General features: G+C 65.1%; 18 protein-coding genes, 1 pseudogene and 1 riboswitch. Of the genes and pseudogenes, 8 read left to right on the top strand and 11 right to left on the bottom strand.

Features of this window, described 5'->3' with window-relative positions:
- Nucleotides 1-257: 257 nt before the first annotated feature.
- Nucleotides 258-1,010 (bottom strand): MBL fold metallo-hydrolase, encoded by a 753-nt coding sequence (locus tag AC5Y7D_RS15770; RefSeq protein WP_499925538.1) that lies wholly within the window; start codon nucleotides 1,008-1,010, stop codon nucleotides 258-260.
- Nucleotides 1,011-1,074: 64 nt separating this feature from the next.
- On the opposite strand from AC5Y7D_RS15770, the gene fgd reads away from it, so the two are divergent.
- From fgd to AC5Y7D_RS15755, 3 genes are read left to right on the top strand one after another with little or no spacing between them, the layout of a single operon-like run.
- Nucleotides 1,075-2,085 (top strand): glucose-6-phosphate dehydrogenase (coenzyme-F420), encoded by a 1,011-nt coding sequence (gene fgd, locus AC5Y7D_RS15765; protein WP_499925536.1) that lies wholly within the window; start codon nucleotides 1,075-1,077, stop codon nucleotides 2,083-2,085.
- 2 nt (nucleotides 2,086-2,087) lie between these two features.
- Nucleotides 2,088-4,157, top strand: coding sequence for a phosphate acetyltransferase (gene pta / locus AC5Y7D_RS15760; RefSeq protein ID WP_499925534.1), 2,070 nt, complete (start codon nucleotides 2,088-2,090; stop codon nucleotides 4,155-4,157).
- A complete protein-coding gene (locus AC5Y7D_RS15755; RefSeq protein ID WP_499925532.1) occupies nucleotides 4,150-5,292 on the top strand; it encodes an acetate kinase in 1,143 nt (380 codons plus the stop codon). The genes pta and AC5Y7D_RS15755 overlap by 8 nt, the downstream gene beginning before the upstream one ends.
- Here the strand turns inward: AC5Y7D_RS15755 and AC5Y7D_RS15750 are convergent.
- The 8 genes and pseudogenes from AC5Y7D_RS15750 to glnX form a co-directional block, all read right to left on the bottom strand.
- A pseudogene (locus tag AC5Y7D_RS15750) lies at nucleotides 5,287-5,535 on the bottom strand (DUF1501 domain-containing protein); the annotation flags it as partial. The gene AC5Y7D_RS15755 and the pseudogene AC5Y7D_RS15750 sit on opposite strands and share 6 nt — an antisense overlap.
- A gap of 159 nt (nucleotides 5,536-5,694) precedes the next feature.
- On the bottom strand, nucleotides 5,695-7,872 hold the full coding sequence (locus tag AC5Y7D_RS15745; protein ID WP_499925531.1) for a hypothetical protein: 2,178 nt from the start codon (nucleotides 7,870-7,872) through the stop codon (nucleotides 5,695-5,697).
- Nucleotides 7,811-8,779: a hypothetical protein gene (locus AC5Y7D_RS15740; protein WP_499925529.1), complete on the bottom strand. Its 969-nt coding sequence runs from the start codon at nucleotides 8,777-8,779 to the stop codon at nucleotides 7,811-7,813. Before AC5Y7D_RS15740 ends, AC5Y7D_RS15745 begins: the two co-directional genes overlap by 62 nt.
- Nucleotides 8,780-9,376: 597 nt before the next feature.
- Nucleotides 9,377-9,610 (bottom strand): hypothetical protein, encoded by a 234-nt coding sequence (locus tag AC5Y7D_RS15735; RefSeq protein ID WP_499925527.1) that lies wholly within the window; start codon nucleotides 9,608-9,610, stop codon nucleotides 9,377-9,379.
- A gap of 11 nt (nucleotides 9,611-9,621) precedes the next feature.
- The gene (locus tag AC5Y7D_RS15730) at nucleotides 9,622-10,041 is read right to left on the bottom strand and encodes an Hsp20/alpha crystallin family protein (protein ID WP_499925524.1); all 420 of its coding nucleotides are present in this window, start codon (nucleotides 10,039-10,041) and stop codon (nucleotides 9,622-9,624) included.
- 147 nt (nucleotides 10,042-10,188) lie between these two features.
- Nucleotides 10,189-12,498: a serine/threonine-protein kinase PknG gene (locus AC5Y7D_RS15725; RefSeq protein ID WP_499925520.1), complete on the bottom strand. Its 2,310-nt coding sequence runs from the start codon at nucleotides 12,496-12,498 to the stop codon at nucleotides 10,189-10,191.
- Entirely contained in the window at nucleotides 12,498-13,466 is a 969-nt protein-coding gene (locus tag AC5Y7D_RS15720) for a glutamate ABC transporter substrate-binding protein (RefSeq protein WP_499925516.1), read from the bottom strand. The genes AC5Y7D_RS15725 and AC5Y7D_RS15720 overlap by 1 nt, the downstream gene beginning before the upstream one ends.
- On the bottom strand, nucleotides 13,463-14,782 hold the full coding sequence (glnX, locus tag AC5Y7D_RS15715; RefSeq protein WP_499925513.1) for a protein kinase G-activating protein GlnX: 1,320 nt from the start codon (nucleotides 14,780-14,782) through the stop codon (nucleotides 13,463-13,465). The genes AC5Y7D_RS15720 and glnX overlap by 4 nt, the downstream gene beginning before the upstream one ends.
- Before the next feature lie 190 nt (nucleotides 14,783-14,972).
- Between glnX and AC5Y7D_RS15710 the strand changes: the two genes are divergently transcribed.
- Nucleotides 14,973-15,605 (top strand): NUDIX hydrolase, encoded by a 633-nt coding sequence (locus AC5Y7D_RS15710; RefSeq protein WP_499925654.1) that lies wholly within the window; start codon nucleotides 14,973-14,975, stop codon nucleotides 15,603-15,605.
- On the opposite strand, the gene thiE is transcribed toward AC5Y7D_RS15710, so the two are convergent.
- Nucleotides 15,577-16,248, bottom strand: a complete 672-nt coding sequence (thiE, locus tag AC5Y7D_RS15705) for a thiamine phosphate synthase (protein WP_499925511.1) — start codon at nucleotides 16,246-16,248, stop codon at nucleotides 15,577-15,579. The genes AC5Y7D_RS15710 and thiE overlap by 29 nt on opposite strands.
- 30 nt (nucleotides 16,249-16,278) lie before the next feature.
- A riboswitch (TPP riboswitch) is annotated at nucleotides 16,279-16,392 on the top strand.
- Between thiE and thiO the strand changes: the two genes are divergently transcribed.
- The 4 genes from thiO to AC5Y7D_RS15685 all read left to right on the top strand — a co-directional run bounded on the left by thiO (nucleotide 16,383) and on the right by AC5Y7D_RS15685 (nucleotide 19,112).
- A complete protein-coding gene (gene thiO / locus AC5Y7D_RS15700; protein ID WP_499925509.1) occupies nucleotides 16,383-17,387 on the top strand; it encodes a glycine oxidase ThiO in 1,005 nt (334 codons plus the stop codon). It overlaps the preceding riboswitch by 10 nt.
- Nucleotides 17,384-17,581 carry a sulfur carrier protein ThiS gene (gene thiS / locus AC5Y7D_RS15695; RefSeq protein WP_499925507.1) on the top strand — a complete coding sequence of 66 codons (198 nt, stop codon included), beginning with the start codon at nucleotides 17,384-17,386 and terminating at the stop codon, nucleotides 17,579-17,581. The genes thiO and thiS overlap by 4 nt, the downstream gene beginning before the upstream one ends.
- Nucleotides 17,574-18,335: a thiazole synthase gene (locus tag AC5Y7D_RS15690; RefSeq protein ID WP_499925506.1), complete on the top strand. Its 762-nt coding sequence runs from the start codon at nucleotides 17,574-17,576 to the stop codon at nucleotides 18,333-18,335. The genes thiS and AC5Y7D_RS15690 overlap by 8 nt, the downstream gene beginning before the upstream one ends.
- 9 nt (nucleotides 18,336-18,344) lie before the next feature.
- Entirely contained in the window at nucleotides 18,345-19,112 is a 768-nt protein-coding gene (locus AC5Y7D_RS15685; protein ID WP_499925505.1) for an SGNH/GDSL hydrolase family protein, read from the top strand.
- Between the two features lie 5 nt (nucleotides 19,113-19,117).
- On the opposite strand, the gene AC5Y7D_RS15680 is transcribed toward AC5Y7D_RS15685, so the two are convergent.
- Entirely contained in the window at nucleotides 19,118-19,636 is a 519-nt protein-coding gene (locus AC5Y7D_RS15680) for a serine/threonine protein kinase (protein ID WP_499925504.1), read from the bottom strand.
- Nucleotides 19,637-19,753: the final 117 nt, after the last annotated feature.

Raw genomic sequence — 19,753 nt, 5'->3', positions numbered from 1 at the left:
TGACGGCCGACATCAATGTCGAGCTGACCGCGGAGCGGCGCATTGGCTGCAAGCGTAGCGACGTAGCTGCGCCACGCCGGCGAGAGTCCGCTTCGCCGATACGACGATATCGTGTTCCTCTTGCATAATTCCGCACTCATTGTCATGCAACTGATTGATTACGCGGTGACAAGTAGACACCAGCGGCATACGTCCCGATCCTGAAATTGCTCAAATGGTGGGAGATGTTGGCGGCCCGACGGGCTTCCGATCCTGGATCAGCTCGCCCCGGCTCGCCGCAATGCGGCGTCGGTGGCCTCGCGAATGGGGCCCCGCCAGACCGGTCCGTGCCCGGGAGCCAGGAGTTCGGTTTCCACCTGGGCCAGCACCGACAGCGTCCTGATGCAGTTCTCCTGGCTGTAGCTGAAGATCGCCGGCAGCAGCTGGGGTCCGTCCCGGCGGATCAGCGGATGGCCGGTGACCAGTGCGTCGCCACTGGCGAGTACGCCGTCGACCAGGTACGAGCAGTGGCCGTTGGTGTGGCCTGGACTGAACACGGCCTGCGGGTGGCCGGGTAGGCCCGCGGCAATCTCGGGCGTCAGCGGCCGGCTGGTCGGTATGCCCTCGCGGATCAGGCCGCCGCTGCGGACGACGTGGGCGGTCCAAACTGCCCACCGCGGCCGCCAGAGGCGGAGCGCAAGGTCGGCGATAGCCACCTGTTCGAGGTATTCGCGCTTGGCGTGGCCCACCTCACGGGCATGGCAGTACACCGGAGTGCCGTGCTCGGCGGCGAACCAGATCGCGGTGCCCAGGTGGTCGATGTGAGCATGGGTGAGCAGGATCGCGCGCACATCCGCAGGTTGGTACCCCAGCCGGCGCAGCGAGTCGAGCACGTCGGCGCGGTCGCCGGGGTAGCCGGCGTCGATCAGCATCACCCCGCTGGCATCGGTTACCAGCGTCCAGTTGACTGCAGCACCCTGCGCGAGGTGAACCTTGTCGGTGATCTGTACCAGCTGCGTCTGCCCGGACATGCCCATCAGCCTAGAAGCGGGTCGCGGCCATCGGTGCGGCAGCGCCTAGGAGTAGAAAAGACTAGTGGCTGAATTGAAACTTGGGTACAAAGCGTCCGCTGAACAATTCGCACCGCGTGAGCTCGTCGAGCTGGCCGTCCTGGCCGAAGCACACGGCATGGACAGCGCCACCGTCAGCGATCACTTCCAGCCCTGGCGGCACAAGGGCGGTCACGCCCCGTTCTCGCTGTCGTGGATGACCGCCGTCGGCGAGCGCACCGAGCATCTGCAGCTGGGCACCTCGGTGCTAACCCCGACGTTTCGGTACAACCCCGCCGTCATCGCCCAGGCCTTCGCCACCATGGCCTGTCTTTACCCGAACCGCGTGTTCCTCGGTGTCGGCACCGGCGAGGCGCTGAACGAGATCGCCACCGGATACGAGGGCGCCTGGCCCGAATTCAAGGAGAGGTTCGCCCGGCTACGCGAGTCGGTGCGCTTGATGCGCGAGCTGTGGCGCGGCGACCGCGTCGATTTCGACGGCGAGTACTACCGGCTCAAGGGTGCCTCGATCTACGACGTCCCCGAAGGCGGGGTGCCGGTCTACATCGCCGCGGGCGGTCCGGCGGTGGCCAAGTACGCCGGCCGCGCCGGCGACGGATTCATCTGCACCTCCGGCAAGGGCGCGGAGCTCTACACCGAGAAACTGATCCCCGCAGTGAAAGAGGGCGCTGCCGCCGCCGAGCGCAACGACGACGACATCGACAAAATGATCGAGATCAAGATCTCTTACGACACCGACCCCGACCTGGCGCTGGAGAACACCCGGTTCTGGGCGCCGCTGTCCCTGTCGGCCGAGCAGAAGCACAGCATCGACGACCCGATCGAGATGGAGAAGGCCGCCGACGAGCTGCCCATCGAGCAGATCGCCAAGCGCTGGATCGTCGCCTCCGATCCCGACGAGGCCGTGGAGAAGGTCGGCCAGTACGTGACGTGGGGCCTCAACCACCTGGTTTTCCACTCGCCAGGGCACGACCAACGACGGTTCCTGGAGCTGTTCGAGAAAGACCTGGCACCGCGGCTGCGGCGGCTCGCCTGACGGTGCCAGCCTCCAGCATCTACATCGCGGCTCCCGAATCGGAGACCGGCAAGTCGACGGTCGCGCTGGGTCTGATGCACCGCTTGGCCGCCACCGTCGCCAAAGTCGGTGTGTTCAGGCCCATTACCCGGCACGGCGAGGACCGCGACTACATCCTGGAGCTGCTGCTCGAGCACTCCACCGCCGGCCTGACCTACGAACAGTGCGTCGGGGTGACCTACCAGCAGTTGCATGACGACAGCGACGCCGCGATCGCAAGCATCGTCGACAAGTACCACGCCGTGGCCGACCACTGCGATGCGGTGGTGATCGTCGGGAGCGACTACACCGACGTGACGAGTCCGGCCGAGCTCTCGGTGAACGCCAGGATCGCGGTCAATCTGGGTGCGCCGGTGCTGCTGACGGTGCGCGGCAAGGGCCGCACGCCCGGCGAGGTCGCCAGCGTGGTCGAGGTGTGTCTGTCCGAACTGTCCGCGCAGCGGGCGCACACCGCGGCCGTCGTCGCCAACCGGTGCGAATCCGGCGACATGCAGGCCGTCGCGGAGGCGCTGCGCAAGTTCACCCCGCGCGCCTACGTGCTGCCCGAGGAGCCGCTGCTGGCCGCGCCGACGGTGGCCGAACTCACCACTGCGGTGAACGGCACACCCATCCGCGGCGACGAACAACTGGCGCAACGCGAGGTGATGGGCGTGATGGTCGCCGGGATGACCGCCGATCACTGCCTCGAGCGGCTCGGTGAGGGCATGGCGGTGATCACTCCGGGCGACCGCTCGGATGTGGTGCTGGCGGTCGCCAGTGCCCATGCGGCCGAGGGGTTTCCGTCGCTGTCGTGCCTCATCCTCAACGGCGGCTTCGACCTGCATCCCTCGATCGCGGCCCTGGTTTCCGGTCTGCGACTGCGGCTTCCGATCATCAGCACCACGCTGGGCACTTACGACACGGCCAGTGCTGCGGCGACCGCCCGCGGCCGGGTCACCGCGTCCTCGCAGCGCAAGATCGACACCGCCTTGCAGCTGATCGACCGGCACGTCGATGTGGGCGACCTGCTAGAGCAGCTCACCATCCCCATCCCGACGGTCACCACGCCGCAGATGTTCACCCACCAGTTGCAGGAGCGGGCCCGCGCGGACCGCAAGCGCATCGTGCTGCCCGAAGGCGAGGACGACCGTATCCTGCGCTCGGCCGGCCGCCTGCTGCAGCGCGGCGTCGCTGACCTGACGATCCTGGGCGACCAGCCGCAGATCCGTTCCCGCGCAGCCGAACTCGGCGTATGTTTGGACGACGCGACGGTGCTCGACCCGCGCATCAGCGATCTGCACGAGCTGTTCGCCGGACAATACGCCGAACTGCGCAAGGCCAAGGGCGTCACCCTCGAGCACGCCCGCGAGATCATGAACGACGCAACCTATTTCGGCACCATGCTGGTGTACAACGGCAAGGTGGACGGAATGGTGTCCGGAGCCGTACACACCACCGCGCACACCGTCCGCCCAGCACTGGAAATCATCCGCACGGTGCCCGACGTGTCCACGGTGTCCAGCATCTTCCTGATGTGTCTGCCGGACCGGGTGCTGGCCTACGGGGACTGCGCCATCATCCCGAACCCGACCACCGAACAGCTGGCCGACATCGCGATCTCCTCGGCGCGCACGGCCGCACAATTCGGCATCGAACCGCGAGTGGCCATGCTGTCCTACTCGACCGGCGACTCGGGCTCCGGTGCTGACGTCGAAAAAGTCAGGAAAGCAACAGAGTTGGTACGTTCCCGGGAACCTCAGTTGTTGGTTGAGGGGCCGATCCAGTACGACGCCGCGGTCGATCCGTCGGTAGCCGCCACCAAGATGCGTGACTCGCCGGTGGCGGGCCGTGCGACGGTGCTGATCTTCCCGGACCTGAACACCGGCAACAACACCTATAAGGCGGTGCAGCGTTCGGCCGGCGCCATCGCGATCGGCCCGGTGCTGCAGGGCCTGCGCAAACCGGTCAACGACCTGTCGCGGGGCGCGCTGGTCGAAGACATCGTCAACACCGTTGCGATCACCGCGATTCAGGCGCAGGCCATCGATGGTTGATCGTCTGGTGCTGGTAGTCAACTCCGGCTCGTCATCGCTGAAATTCCAGCTCGTCGATCCGGACTCCGGTGTGTCGCGGGCGGGGGGCACCGTCGAACAGATCGGTGAGCCGTCCTCGCCGGTAGCCGACCACGACGCGGCGCTACGCCGTGCGTTCGAGATCCTCGACGACGACGGCATCGACCTGCACGACTGCGGACTGGCGGCAGTGGGCCATCGAGTGGTGCACGGAGGCAACCGCTTTCATCGTCCGACCGTGCTGGACGACGAGGTGATCGGCAAGCTTGACGAGCTTTCGCAGCTGGCGCCGCTGCACAATCCGCCTGCGCTGCAGGGCATCGAGGTGGCCCGAAGGCTGCTGCCCGGTGTGCCGCACATCGCGGTGTTCGACACGGCGTTCTTCCACCACCTGCCGGCGGCCGCCGCGACGTACGCCATCGATCACGACCTCGCCGAAAAGTGGCAGATCCGCCGGTACGGGTTCCACGGCATCTCGCACGAGTACGTCAGCCGGCAGGCGGCAGCATTTCTGGGCAGGCCGTGGGACGGGCTGAATCAGATTGTGCTGCACCTGGGCAACGGTGCGTCGGCGTCCGCCATCGTCGGCGGGGCGGCGGTGGACACGTCAATGGGCCTGACGCCGCTGGAGGGACTGGTGATGGGCACCCGCAGCGGCGACGTCGACGCGGGTGTCTTCAGCTACCTGTGGCGCACCGCGAAGATGGACGTCGGCGAGATCGAGTCGATGTTGAACAAGCGGTCCGGAGTATTGGGTCTGTCGGGCGAGCGCGACTTTCGCCGGCTGCGCGAGATGATCGAATCCGGCGACGGCGCAGCCAAGTTGGCCTACGACGTGTTCATCCACCGGTTGCGCAAGTACATCGGTGCCTACCTGGCGGTGCTCGGCCACACCGATGTGGTGAGCTTCACCGCCGGGATCGGCGAGCACGACGCGCTGGTACGCCGTGATGCGTTGGCGGGGCTGGGGGAGTTGGGCATCGTGCTGGACGAGGACCGCAACGCCTCGGGCACCGGGACGCGGCGGATATCCCGTGCGGGGTCCCGAATCGCCGTCCTGGTGGTACCGACCGACGAGGAACTGGCCATCGCCCGCGATTGTGTCAGCCTGCTATAGGAAACCCAGGGTGGTGCGGCCGGTGCCGACCGACGGAGTGGGGTCGGTGCGCAACGTCCCCACCAGCAGTTCGTGGTAGATGTCGCGAAAATCGGTGGTGTACTTCAAGTCTCCGTGGTCGAGGTCGGTCAGGCTCGGCTGCTCGCCGTAGAACCCACCCTTGACCGGCTCGCCGGCGACGAAGACCGGTCCGGCGGTGCCGTGGTCGGTGCCCTGCGAGGCATTGGCGACTACCCGCCGGCCGGTGCGGCATCGAGCGCCGAATTCAACTGTCGACCGCGATAAGCATCAGCTAAAAGGACAATTTTATCCTCAACCGGTCTTTGCTTGGTCGATCTTGACGCATCCGCACAGAATTGCGCCCCGTGACGGTGTGTACTCGACATATGGAGGTATGACGAATCAATCACGCCCTGTTCGACCCTTCCATTCTAGATAGCTGAGCAAAAAGTCAACAAACCTATCATCTTTCAGATCCATAGACTTCACAGTCGGCACCGAAAAATCAAACCGGAGAAAGTACTCGTCTCCACGTTTTGCAAGGTTGCCGTTATCGCCGCAGAAATAAAACATGTTGCGTGGCGCTCGCTCTTTGGCGAGTATCGCGTCCATAGGCTTTACGAGGTAGCGCAAGCCGCCGCCATGCATACTCTTTTGGTTAAACCACATCACCAATCGACGCAGTTCCATCCCCGCAGCGTAGACCGCCCAACTGTATTGTCCCTTTTCCGAATGTGTGGGGGAGACCATGAACGATGTCCAAGGGTAGGCGGCGCTAGGTACAATTAAACGAAGACCGCCACCCGGCGCATTAATGCTCCGCGTTGTTCCTCGTATTCTATTTGTTTGAATAAATACCAAGTCCGACAGCGTCGGAGATTGGTGGATGCGGAGCGCCCCTACATTCGAAACCAGTCGATCACATACAATCTTTACGTTTGGACCGGCTATGAAGTCGTTTACGGTTCCGCCCAGTTCAACAGCCATGCTCGGAACGTGAATTTCGCACCGATTTATGCTCCTCGTAAGGGGAATGACAATCTCCTCTGGCGAAGTGGCGGCGGAATCTGTAGTGATTGATCCGATCACATTGGTAGACTCAGAAAGTTCGAGCCAAAGTCGTGTACGGTCGCCACCGCCACCAGGCGACGCTAATTCGACTTGCTCCTCTATCCACAATGAGGTCTCATCATGGCCAACTCTGGAGGAATGAGAGTCAACAACCAGTCCGATGGATTCGATTGGTATAACTTTGTCTGAACCCATCCGACTCGAAAACAAATAGCGTGATAGTATTGGTGAAGGATTAAACCTCGAATCGGCAGCCTCCGAATTAGCCACAATAATCTGGTCTATAAATTCAGCTGAGGTTAGAGCTACCGCCAGTGCGTAGTCACGGAAAGCTACATTGGAAAACCTATAGAGCACGTCACCAGGAGGTATCGGGCCATTCCGCAGCAACATCGGATGATCACGCAGAACCGCATGGAGTGAATCCTTTAAGTCATTCTGCAACTTCTGTGGTTGCCTCAAGAACGATTCGGAATCGTATTCCATCGGCGCATCTGCTAGTAGCAATTCGATCTGTTCCCGGGGCCCGTACACCTGTTGTGCAGCGGCAGCTCTTGCACGGTCTTCTCCGCCTTTTGAGAACGAATCAATAAACTTCTGCTGCTCCCGCGCCAGAATCGATTCAACCACGTCGAATAAAAGGTCCCATACATAGCTGGAACCATTACCATCAATCCCTTCGATAACTCCAAAGGGATTAAACTCGCTTTCGCTCTTGAAAAATGATACGAGCGAATCAAGAACGGGAGCGTAGCCCAAGAAATCCTTCGAGTCATCCCACTGTTCAGTTGAACCAAGAGCTGTTTGAACAGCGGAGAAAAAAGAGTCAAGAAAACTGGTGACGCGTTCCGCAACTTGATCGGCTTTAGGCACCTTCAACATAAAAAACTGCTCGGCTTGAGGACGGTCGAAAAAGTCAACCTTAAGGCGGCAAATTGGTATAGCGTGGTCTAGCAGATAGATCGCGGTATCCGCGATTGTGTCGTAACGACCAGTAACCAGCACCGTAGGACGTTCAGCAAGTCTAGGCAGTAAACCGGCGAGGTCATTGATTGCCGATTGAAAGTGCCCAGCGCCGCTGCGCGCAAAAGCTTCGTCAGCCGCATCCAAGATCAAGCAGCATTCGCCGCTGGCGAGCGCATGTGTAAACTTCTCGAAACCGCTACCGCCGTACGCCTTGAGCAGTGTACCGGTAAAGGTATAAGAGCCAAGATCGAGCTTACTTAGGTCCCAGACCGGATTGCCTGTCGCCGAGCCCACGCAATTAGCGAGAGATGTTTTGCCGACAGCTGCGGCGGCTTCAATCAGTATGACCGAAGCTGTTGATGGGTCGCCTTCAGCTATGATCAAGTTCGGCTGGATGTACTGTTGAGGCGCTAGCGCGGGCTGTTTGATTAAGCCAATCGCATCATTCTTCTCGGGAAGCTCGGCAGGACGCGGCAGCAGGCTAATTAGTCCACTCAACCCTGAACCGTCGCCGATTCTTTCTGACTGATTGCCTTCGGTCATGCGATTTCCTCCCACCCGCAACGAGGCTGACGATGAACCATCCCGCGACTGCTAATCCTATGGATGTTAAGAAAGCAATCAACGCAATGGCTCCTGATTGCAATCCGACGGTGCCAATTTTGGCTGGTAGGACGTTTATTCCTAAATATCCAAACCAAAGCGTTGGAAGAACGAGCGCAGCGACCCATTGAGCCAGGCGCCTGTCGCGATTGTCGCGACGGTCAAAATCTTGCTGCTGGCTGATTCTGGCCAAGTTGACTTGGAGCTGTAATTCATAGATTAATCCACTAATGGCTACCAGGCCTAGGGAATCGAGTTCAGCAACATTAGCAGTCAGTGCGGCCTCGAAGTCTGGCCGCGACATGCGGGCGGAGGCGACGAGATTGCGGAGCTCGGATATCCGAAGACGCATATCGATGATTCGTCGCACAACTTCGGGTACGTTACCTCGCGGATCGGCCTCGGCTGCCATCCCGTATTCCAGCTGGTAAATTTCACTGAGTTCGGTGCGCATGTCGTCGATGTCAGCCGATTCCGTTACATCCGCGAGGTGACTAATGATTTCACTTGCCAATATCGATTTACGTGCCTTTACGTACCGCTCAATTAATCTAGCGATTGAATCTTGATCAGTGATTCCGCCACCTACGGGCCATTTAACACTGAGCCTCTTCGCGGTCCTAAGTTCTATAAGGGTGACGTCCTCGTTGGTTGCCCCGGAGGCTACTACCGCATCACTGCCGCTGCGTATCACGCAGCGGGGTAGTACTGCGCTCGAAGTTTGGTCATCCCCGGATTTAATAGATGAACTCGCATCGCACATACGTTCAACAAACTCACGTAACTGGGTTTCGACACGTTGGCTGTGATCGATCGACAGTGCTTTGATCCCGTCGTCTTTGTCCACTACCTGCAAGATGACGAGATGCTCGCCCCCGGTGGATTGCCGAAACGATCGGTTTGGCAGGGAGTAAAGGCGCAAGCAGCGTCTACGAGAGTGGACGAAGTAGAAACACTGCACCTGATCAATCTAGCGCGTCGCGCACACATGCAGGATGGCGTGGACCTAAGCTGTTTCGCCGACGGCGTCCCGCGCATCGGCGACCACGGGCGATTCTGTGCTGTGAAGAAGAAGGGAGTGCCTCAACAATGCGCACCAACCCGTACAGCTGCTGCATCAACAACAACCAGCTCAACATCAACACTGTCTGGTCCCTTGCTCCGGCCTGGGTCGTCATCGCGGCGGGAAGCACGATTTCAACCATCACAGACTCACCAATGCCTTAAGTGTGCGTCCATTGCATTGGTTGTGCGGCTTTGACGCGGATTTCGACGGTGGACGCACACCCGATTGGGCGCGCAAGGGGGGCGGCCGGCGCCCGCCCCGGCCTTTTACCGCCCGGATGGGCATGGCGTGCTTGAGGGAAGAGCACGCTCACTTGTTGGCCGGGGTGCGGGCCGCTCGGCTGTGTCTACTGCGATGCCATCACCTGCCTCTCTGTGCTCAGTTGTGTTGCTGCTCGGGGGAAGCCGGAGGGCTGCGCTGGACCGCGCGCACCTGGTGGGCCGGGCCACGCCGCGGTCTGAGCGGGACACACGCCGCTACTGGTGGGGTGGACGGCCGGCGGTCAACCGCCACGGCCGCACACAAAATGGCTTCCACCTCGGCGATCAGCTCGGCGACTTCAGCGTCCAAGGCGTCCAGGTCCAGCTCAGCCGAAATCAACAGGCTGGTCATCTCGCGGCCGATCAGGCGTTGATGACCTGGTGTCCGTTGCTTCGCGCGACCGAGATCTTGCGGGGTTTCGCCTTCTCTGCCACCGGGATTCGCAGCGTCAGCACGCCCGTGTCGTAGGACGCCTCGATCTTGTCGGTGTCGAGGTTGTCGCCCAACACCAATTGACGACTGAACACTCCACGGGGGCGCTCGCTGGCCAGCATCTCCCGGCCAGGATCGATTTCGGGGCGCTCCGCGCGCACCGTCACCACGTTGCGCTCGATGTCGAGATCCAATGAATCTGCATCAATGCCAGGCAGGTCGAATTCCACGACGAATGACGTGCCGTCCCGCCAGGCGTCCATCGGCATCACCGACGGACGGGACGCCGTCCCCGACATCGGCCGGGTGAAGCGTTCGAAGTCACGGAACGGATCGGTTCGCATCAGCATCGTCGCCACCTCCAGTTCTCAATGTGGTGTCACAGCCGAAGTAAATGTATGCCGAAAGGCATACATTTGATTTACCACCGAGCACGCGCGATCGCAAGATCTCGGGCCGAAAATTTACTCAATCCCGTTGTGGCCGTGGGCTACAGGTCAGAACGTGCTGGTAGGCCGCACCTGGTTGGCCATGTCGACCAGCGTGTAGCGGTGTCGCTGCGTGGGGGCCACCCGGGCCAGGCTGCGCAGCGACGCCTCGACGCCCAGCCGCAGCCCGTGATCGGTGAACGGGAAGCCCAGGATGTGATTGGTGCTCGCCTCGTTGTCCTGCAGCCAGTCCATCGCACCGCCGAGCACCAGTGCGCGGATCTGCAACACCCGGGGTTCGGTGGGAGGCAGCGCCTCCACCCGTCGGGCGGCGTCGCGGATCTGCTCCTCGGTGATCTCGCTCTGCGTGCGTCCGGACAGCAGGGTCACCGCACTGGTCAATCGCGCGGTGGTGAAATGCCTTGAGGTGGGCGGCACTTCGTCGAGGGTTTGCACCGCCCCGGTCCGGTCGCCCAACGCGGATCGGGCCCTGGCCAATCCGAATGCCGCCGAGATCACGCCGTCGTTGGTGCCCCACACCGTCTGGTAGAACTTGTGCTCGTCGGGCTCGCCGGCCAGTTCGTAGGTCGCGGCCAGCGCCAGCTTGGGCGCCAGCTCGCCCGGGAACGTGTCCAGTACCTCGGTGAAATGTTTGATGGCCTTGTCGTAATCACCGGTGAGCAACGCGGCGACCGCGCGGTACCAGACCAGTCGCCACTGCCAGCCGACCCGGTCGGCGAGGTCCTCGAGCTTGCGGGTGGCCTTGCTGACATCGCCCAGGTCGAGTAGGGCCCGTACCTCCATCAGCGGCAGCTCCACCGACTCGCTGAGGTCCAGCCCCTCGGCGTCCAGCGAGCCGTGGCGGGCGGCCCGCAGCGAGTCCAGCGTCTGCACCGGCTGCGAGAGCACCGTGGCCTGCAGCACCGGAGCGGCGACGTCGGTCGGATCGACCAGCGGCACCGACAGCGCGGTGACGATCTCCTTGGCCGTCAGCTTCTCCGAGTGCACCTGGCCGTCGAGGTACACGTCGGTGTGGGCGACCAGCAGGTCCACCCCGAACGTCGAACGGCTGGGGCTGAAGATCGTCGACAACCCCGGCCGCGGTATCCCGGTGTCCCGGGCCACCACCTCGCGCAGCACACCCATCAACTGCCCGGAAATCTCCTCGGCGCTGGTGAAACGGCGTCGCGGGTCGGGGTCGATGGCGCGGCGCAGCAGTCGCGCGAACGAGTCGTACTGGTCCAGCACCGGCTCGTCCTCCGGCAAGCCGTCGACGTAGCGGCCGTTGCGGGTGCGCAGGTTCAAGGTGAGCGCCGCCAGCGTGCGGCCCACGGTGTAGATGTCGGTCGCGACCGTCGGCCCGGTACGCACGATCTCGGGAGCCTGGAAACCCGGGGTGCCGTAGAGATAGCCGAACGAGTTGATCCGTGACACCGCACCGAGGTCGATCAGTTTCAGCTGCTCCTCGGTGAGCATGATGTTCTCCGGCTTCAGGTCGTTGTAGACCAGGCCGATCGAATGCAGGTAGCTCAGCGCCGGAAGGATCTCCAGGATGTAGGCGATCGCCTCGGCGACCGGAAACTTCTCGGACTTCCCGTTCTTGCGGCCCCGCTTGAGCGACTGACCGCCGATGTACTCCATGACGATGTAGCCGACCGGATCGCCGTGCTTGTCGCTGTGCTCGACGAAGTTGAAGATCTGCACGATCGACGGGTGCACCACTTCGGCCAGGAACTGCCGCTCGGCCATCGCGATCGCCTGAGCTTCGGCGTCACCGGAGTGCACCAGGCCCTTGAGCACCACCGGTCGGTCGTTGACGTTGTGGTCGACCGCGAGGTAGACCCAACCCAGGCCGCCGTGCGCGATGCAGCCTTTGACCTCGTACTGACCGGCGACGATGTCGCCCGGGTTCAGCTGCGGCAGAAAGGAATACGGGCTGCCACAGTAGGGGCACCAGCCCTCGGAGGCGCCTTTGCCCTCCTGTCCGGACCGGCCGACCGGCCGCCCGCAGTTCCAGCAGAACCGTTTGGATTCCGGAACCACCGGGTTCGTCATCAACGCCTTGAGCGGATCGATGTCGGGGGTCCGCGGGATCTCCACCAGCCCGCCGCCGAGCTGCCGCACGGGCGGGAGCGCCCGCGTGGCCACCGACATGCGGTCCTGGGGCTGGGTGTCCATGCTGCCCAGCGAAATCTGGAAGTCGTCGTCATCGTCGTCGTCGAAATCCGGCCGGAACAGGGCTTGGGTGGCCTGCGGCCGGCTGCCTGTCGTCGCGGTCGCGCCCGTCTGCGCGTCCTCTGGCTGAGCCGCCGGCTGGGTGCCGGGAGACTCCTCCCGGCCGGCCTGGTCCTGCTGGTCTTCTTGCACCGGTTTGCCCATCAGTCCAGGTACCTCGGCTGGGGCGGCAGCGGCGCGGGGCCCAGCACCGTCAGCCACTTGCGATACAGCGTGTTCCAGGTGCCGTCGGTGCGGATGCGCTCCAGGGTGCCGTTGACGAACCGGACCAGGCCGGTGTTGTCCAGGTTGATTCCGATGCCGTAGGGCTGCGTGGCCATGTTCGGCCCGACGATGTGCAGGTAGGGGTCCTCCTCCACCAGCCCGGCCAGGATCGAGTCGTCGGTGCTGACGGCGTCGATCTGGCGCTGCTGCATGGCCACCAGGCAGTCGGCCCAGTTCACCACCGACACGATCACCGGCGGCGGTGCGATCTCGCGGATACGGCGCAGGGAGGTGGTGCCGCGAGCCACGCAGACCCGCTTGCCGGACAGATCGGACACCTTGGCGATCGTCGAGTCACGCGGGGCCAGGATGCGCTGGTTGGCATCGAGGTAGACGGTGGAGAAGTTCACCAGCTTGCGGCGCTCGCAGGTGATGGTCATGGTCTTGACCACCACGTCGACCTGTGACTTCTGCAGCGCGGTGATGCGTTCGTCGGCCGACAGGATGCGGTACTCGACGTGTGAGGGTCCGCCGAAGATGTCGCGCGCGACCTCGCCGGCGATGTCGACGTCGAAGCCGGTGATCTCGCCGGTGATCGGGTCGCGGAAGCTGAACAGGTTGCTGCCGATGTCGAGGCCGACGATGAGCCGGCCCCGGCTGCGGATGTTGGCCACCGCGGCCTCGGCGTCGGCCCTGTTGGGGAAGGGGCGCAGGCTCGCGGTGGGATTGCAGTCCTGACTGGTGTTGTCCGGCGCCAGGGGAGGCTCCATCGGCAACTCCTGCATGCCCACCGGAGTCGGCAGCGGCAGCGTCGGCGTCACCTCCACCTTCAGCGGCTCGGAGTGCCCGCAGCCGGCCAGCAGGACCGCCGAGGCGACCACCGCGGCTATCCGGTGTCCCGATCTCACCGGTACTCCTTCAACCGGGGCCACAGGCCCAGCGCCACCGCGATGGCCGCACCCAGGCTGAGCACCACCGCGCCGACCTGCGCTCCGGCCAGCCCGCGTTTGGCGTTGAGGACGTCGTTGCGCAGGTGGTTGCGGCTCTGCTCCATGGCCTTGGTGAGGGCTTCGTCGAGCTTGTCGAACGCCGGGGTGGAGTCGTCTTCGCCCTTGCCGAGCGCGACCTGGGTGGCAGCCCGGTAGTTTCCGACCGAGATGTAGGCGTTGATCCGGTCGTTGGCCTGCTGCCAGCGGACCAGCAACTGGTCGGCGCCCTGCAGGTCGGGCTTGTCGACGGCGTCCCGGCGGGTCATGTATGCGTCGAGCTGGTGGTGCATGGCGTCGATGCGCTGATAGAACGCCTGCTTGCGGACCTCCTCGTCGCCACGCCGGATCAGCGACAGCGTCTCGTCGGCGCGGGCCTGCTGCGCGGTGATCGCCAGGTTGGTGACGGACCTCAGCGACTCGGCCGCAGTGTCTTTGGCGCTCCGGCTGGCCGTCGTCGAGATTGTCAGTGCCGTGCCCACCCAGACCACCATGATGAGGATACCGAGACCCCCGACGACCAGGCCGGGGTTGACCCGTCGCCGGGTGCGCCGCGCCAGCCAGCGATGGGCGAACGCCCCGAACGCCACGGTGGTGGTGACGACCAGGATCACCGGAGCCGGGATCTGGGTGGACGCGGTGGTCTCGCGGTCCACCCGGATGGACGTCGCCTGGTAGAGCTGCTGGGCGTCGGGCAGAATCCGCGACTGCATCAGCCCCGAGGCTTCCGACAGATACGACGAGCCGACTGGGTTGCCCGCCCGGTTGTTGGTGCGGGCGATCTCTACCAGCCCGGTGTAGACGGCGAGTTCGGCGTTGATCCGGCCCAGCAGTTGCACCAGCGGTTCGTCGGTCAGGCCACTGGATGCCCGGGTGACGGCGACGGCCGCGTCGGTGATGGCCTGCTCGTAGCGCAGCCGGACGGCCCGCGGTTCGGTCTGGGCGATGAAGGCGGTGGCGGCGGCGGCGTCGGCCACCGACAAGGTGGTGTACAGCCGTCCGGCCGCGAACGACAGCGGCTCGGTGTGGTCGAGCACGGTGGTCAGCACCTGCTGGCGGTGGTTGATGGTGGTCGAGGTGGCGAACGCGCTGGACACCCCCAGCGCGGCCAGGACGATGCCGATGGTCAGGATGCGCCCGGGTGTTGTCGAGATGAACCACCAGCGGGGGTGGGCAGGTTCTGCGGGCGAGCGCGAGCCCAGCGGCTCGGTGGACGGGTGCGCCAGCTCAACCGTCACGTCTGCTCGGACCTCATCTCGGCCATACTACGAACCCGAATAAGCGAATTCTAAGAGCATCTGGCGGCGGATGGGGGGAGGCGTGACCGATTGCCCGCGTGGGTTCCGCGAAACGCTGTCGGCCACGGTATCGGGCCGTCCGTTGGGCAACGCCATCGTCGCCGGGCGGAGCCACGCATATCCTGAAGCCGTGCAGGGCGACGGTGACGGATGGGTGATCTCCGAGCGCGGCGCCCACTACTGGGGTCTCTATGGCGCGGCCGGTCTGTTGCTCCGGGCCCCACTCCCTGACGGCCAACCCGCGGTGCTGTTGCAGCATCGGGCGGTGTGGAGCCATCAGGGTGGTACCTGGGGATTGCCCGGCGGGGCGCGTGACAGTCACGAGACCCCGGAGCAGACGGCGGTCCGCGAAGCACTCGAAGAGGCGGGCCTGCCCGCCGACCGGCTGACGGTGCGGTCGGTAGTGGTGACGGCGGAGATTCCGGGCCTGGACGGGACGCACTGGAGCTACACCACCGTGGTTGCCGACGCCGGGGAGTTGCTGCAGACCGTGCCGAACGGGGAAAGCGCCGAGTTGCGCTGGGTCGGCGAGGACGACGTCGCCTCGCTGCCGCTGCACCCCGGGTTCGCCGCCAGCTGGCAGCGGCTGCGCACCTCGCCGGCGACCGTGCCGCTGGACCACCGCGACGAACTGCGGCACCGGCTGCCCTGCACCGTGGAGATCGAGGACGGCGTCTTCGTCTGGTGCATGCCTGGCACCGCGGACCAGGCGCATTCGCAACTCAGCCTGAGGGTCAGCGAGTTGCTGCAAGCGCTGCGCTGAGTTCGGCCGCCGCCGACCGCGGGTCCGCGGCGGCGGTGATGGCCCGTACCACCACGATGCGGCGGGCGCCGGCATCGAGCACCTCGGGGAGCCGCTGCAGGTCGATGCCACCGATGGCGAACCAGGGTTTGTCGGTGCCCAGGGCGGCGACGGCGCGGACCAGGCTCAGCCCCGGTGCCGGACGGCCCGGTTTGGTGGGCGTGGGCCAACAGGGGCCGACGCAGAAATAGTCGACCCGTGAGCCGGCCGCCTTCGTGGCCTCGCCCGCGTCGTGGCTGGACCGGCCGATCACGGTGGCGGGGCCGACGATGTCGCGGGCAATGCCCAGCGGCAGGTCGCGCTGACCGAGGTGCAGCACGTCGGCGCCGGCCGCGCGGGCGATGTCGGCGCGGTCGTTGACCGCGAACAGCGCGCCGTGCCGGCGGGCCGCGTCGGCCAGGACCTCGCAGGCGGCCAACTCGTCGAGCGCCTCCAGCGGTCCGAATCGCTGCTCACCGGCCGAACCCTTGTCACGCAGCTGGATGATGTCGACTCCGCCGGCCAGGGCGGCGTCGGCAAAGTCGGCCAGATCGCCGCGCTCGCGGCGCGCATCGGTGCACAGGTAAAGGCGTGCCTGGGCGAGACGTGAGCGGGGGTCCTGCACACCGCGACGTTAGCGCGCTAGCGTGGAGGCTGAACAACACACGGGAGTCCCGGGGACCAGCGGGGCTGAGAGTGGGCTTTACCAGTCCTTACCGTCACACCTGATCCGGGTCATGCCGGCGAAGGGAGCGAAGGATGTCCAACGCGCTGGCCGTGATCGGCGGGGGCGTCATCGGCCTGTCGGTGGCGCGCCGGGCGGCCCGGGCCGGGTTTTCGGTGACGGTGCACCGCAGTCAGGACCGGGGCGCGTCCTGGGTGGCCGGCGGCATGCTGGCCCCGCACAGCGAAGGCTGGCCGGGCGAGGGGCGGTTGCTGCGGCTGGGTCTGGAGTCGCTGCGGTTGTGGCGCGAGGGCTTTCTCGACGGGCTGGATCCGGCGGTGGTGACCGCGCGTGAATCGCTGGTGGTGGCGGTCGATCGGGCCGACGTCGCGGACCTGCGTACCGTCGCGGACTGGCTGACCGGACAGGGCCATCCGGTGGTCTGGGAGACGGCCGCCCGTGATGTCGAACCGCTTCTGGCGCAGGGTATCCGGCACGGCTTCCGGGCACCCACCGAGTTGGCGGTGGACAACCGCGCGGTGCTCGACGCGCTGGTCGCTGACTGCGAACGGCTCGGCGTCCGGTGGGCGGCGCCGGTCACCGACCTGAACGCCGTACAGGGTGACACGGTGGTGATCGCCAACGGGATAGACGCCCCCGCGTTGTGGCCCGGCCTGCAGGTGCGGCCGGTCAAGGGCGAGGTGTTGCGGTTGCGCTGGCGCAAGGGCTGTATGCCGTTGCCGGACAGGGTGGTTCGGGCCCGTGTGCACGGTCGGCAGGTGTATCTGGTGCCGCGGCCGGACGGCGTGGTGGTTGGGGCCACCCAGTACGAACACGGTCGGGACACCGCGCCGGTGGTGTCGGGGATACGTGACCTGCTCGACGACGCGTGCGCGGTGATGCCGGCGCTCGGGGAGTACGAGTTCGCCGAATGCGCCGCTGGTCTGCGACCGATGACTCCCGATAACCTGCCCATTGTGCAACGACTCGACGAGCGCACCGTGGTGGCCGCCGGTCACGGCCGATCGGGATTCCTGCTGGCGCCGTGGACCGCGGAAAGGGTTGTCTCTCTTCTTCTTCCGGTGGGAGCCAGTTCATGATCGTGATGGTCAACGCGCGGCGGCTAGAGGTCGGTGACCAGACGACGGTGGGCGCACTGCTGAGCTCGCTGGGCTTCCCGGACCGCGGTGTGGCCGTCGCCTTGGACGACGCGGTGCTGCCCCGATCGGACTGGGACAGGAAACTTCCCGACGGTGCACGATTAGAGGTGGTGACGGCGGTGCAGGGTGGCTGACAAGCTGACGATCGCGGACCGAAGTTTTGCGTCGCGGCTGATCATGGGCACCGGTGGGGCGACCAGCCTTGCGGTGCTGGAGGAGGCGCTGGTGGCATCCGGAACCGAATTGACCACCGTCGCGATTCGACGGGTCGATGCCGAGGGTGGCACCGGCCTGCTCGACCTGCTCAGCCGCCTGGGCATCACGCCGCTGCCCAACACCGCCGGCTGTCGTGGTGCCGCCGAGGCCGTGCTGACCGCCCGGCTCGCCCGCGAGGCGCTGGACACCAACTGGGTCAAGCTCGAGGTGATCGCCGACGAGCGCACCTTACTACCCGATGCCGTCGAATTAGTCAGGGCGGCAGAACAATTGGTGGATGACGGGTTCGTGGTCCTGCCTTACACCAACGACGACCCGGCGCTGGCCCGACGGCTGGAGGACGCCGGTTGCGCGGCGGTGATGCCGCTGGGGTCACCGATCGGAACCGGGCTGGGTATCACCAACCCGCACAATATCGAGATGATCGTCGCACGCGCCGGTGTTCCCGTGGTGCTCGACGCCGGCATCGGCACCGCCAGCGACGCGGCGCTGGCGATGGAGTTGGGTTGTGACGCTGTGCTGTTGGCCACGGCGGTCACCCGCGCTGCCGATCCACCGGCGATGGCCGCGGCGATGGCCGCCGGGGTCACCGCAGGCTTCCTGGCGCGCCGCGCCGGCCGCATCCCGAAACGATTCTGGGCGCAGGCTTCCAGCCCCGACCGAGAAGATTAGCCGCGGCTTGTGAAACGCTATGTCGCGCTGGGGAGTTCGATGGCTGCCGGCCCCGGCATCCGGCCGCGGGCAGCGGGCGCGCCGTGGCGCTCGGGCCGGTCGGCCGGCAACTACCCGCAGCTGCTCGCCCGGCGCGCCGGCCTCGAACTGGTCGACGTCACGTATTCCGGGGCCACCACCGCCAACGTGCTCACCGACGCCCAGCACGGGGCGCCGCCCCAGATCGAAGCGCTGGACGGTTCGGAGGCGCTGGTCACGGTGACCATCGGTGGCAACGACGTCGGCTATGTGCCGTTGCTGATGGCGGCTTCGCTTCCGGCGTTCGCGCGACGCCTGCCCCTGCTCGGTGGCCGCATCGCCGAGCTACTGGACCGCGATGCACGCGACGAGGCGCTGACCGAGATTTTCGATTCGCTGTGCGAGGTGGGTCGATCGATCCGGCGGCGTGCTCCGCATGCCCGGATCATGTTCGTCGACTACCTGACGCTGCTGCCGCCCGCGGGCGAACCGGCGCCGCCACTGTCCGGTGAGCACGCCGATCTGGGCCGGCACGTGGCCACCACTTTGGCGCAACTGACGGCGAAGGCCGCCGCGGCGACAGACTGCGAAGTCGTGCCCGCCGCGGCGGCCAGCCGCGATCATCACGCGTGGTCACCGCAACCATGGACGGTGCGGCCCCCGAAAACGGTTGTGCCGCTGCCGGGCCGGCCGGCTCCGCTGCACCCCAATGAGGCGGGAATGCGGGCCGTGGCCGGGTTTGTCGCGGCGGCGCTGTAGCCGGGTCAGCCGTTGGTGCGCCACCACTGGTAGAGCGAGGCCGTGTCACCACCGGATGCACGCACAAAAGCCAGCACGTTCTTGGCGTCGACGGTCCAGATGACCTCGGCTTTGCCTTCGTCCGTCCCGCAGGCCACCTGGCCGGCCGAGTCATTGGAAGTGCCCTGGCGCCACGTGGTCGGTGACTTGGCGTCCCCGCAGTTCACGAGCTTGTCGCTGCCAATGAGTTTGGTGAATGCGCTGGCCAGGTCCGCGCTGTTGGGGAATTGGAAATACTTCGCCGAGGCCGGTCCGCTGCTGTCGGAGTTCTGCCCACACTCCAGGACCGACTGCACCGTCGGGAACGCAGACTGCACCTCGGAAACCGCCTGCGAGGAGCAATTGCTGGAGTTGTAGCCCTTCGACAGTGAACCGGCGAAAGCCTCGGTGGGGTCGGCGGATGCGGTGGCGGCGCCCAGGCAGGCGGATCCACCGACGAGTGCCGCGGTCGTGATGCCCCGCAGCGCGTTAGCGAGAACGGTCATATGTAGCTCCTTAGTCATTGTCACACCGTGGTGTGGCTGCGCTGATCTCGAGAAATCGGTTCCGTCGCTCATCGGCAACACGACATTCTTTGCCACCGGCATCGTAAGCCTGTCTTG

The organism is Mycobacterium sp. NGS49, assembly GCF_059812565.1.
Note: the sequence above shows the minus strand (reverse complement) of the source record. Positions and strands in the feature narration are given on the sequence as shown.

Excerpts from the sequence above, each read along its gene's own strand:
- AC5Y7D_RS15770 (WP_499925538.1), bottom strand. The coding sequence starts at position 1,010 with ATGTCCGGGCAGACGCAGCTGGTACAGATCACCGACAAGGTTCACCTC.
- AC5Y7D_RS15730 (WP_499925524.1), bottom strand. The coding sequence starts at position 10,041 with ATGCTGATGCGAACCGATCCGTTCCGTGACTTCGAACGCTTCACCCGG.
- AC5Y7D_RS15745 (WP_499925531.1), bottom strand. The coding sequence starts at position 7,872 with ATGACCGAAGGCAATCAGTCAGAAAGAATCGGCGACGGTTCAGGGTTG.
- AC5Y7D_RS15755 (WP_499925532.1), top strand. The coding sequence starts at position 4,150 with ATGGTTGATCGTCTGGTGCTGGTAGTCAACTCCGGCTCGTCATCGCTG.
- AC5Y7D_RS15680 (WP_499925504.1), bottom strand. The coding sequence starts at position 19,636 with ATGACCGTTCTCGCTAACGCGCTGCGGGGCATCACGACCGCGGCACTC.
- AC5Y7D_RS15735 (WP_499925527.1), bottom strand. The coding sequence starts at position 9,610 with ATGACCAGCCTGTTGATTTCGGCTGAGCTGGACCTGGACGCCTTGGAC.
- AC5Y7D_RS15725 (WP_499925520.1), bottom strand. The coding sequence starts at position 12,498 with ATGGGCAAACCGGTGCAAGAAGACCAGCAGGACCAGGCCGGCCGGGAG.
- thiS (WP_499925507.1), top strand. The coding sequence starts at position 17,384 with ATGATCGTGATGGTCAACGCGCGGCGGCTAGAGGTCGGTGACCAGACG.
- thiO (WP_499925509.1), top strand. The coding sequence starts at position 16,383 with ATGTCCAACGCGCTGGCCGTGATCGGCGGGGGCGTCATCGGCCTGTCG.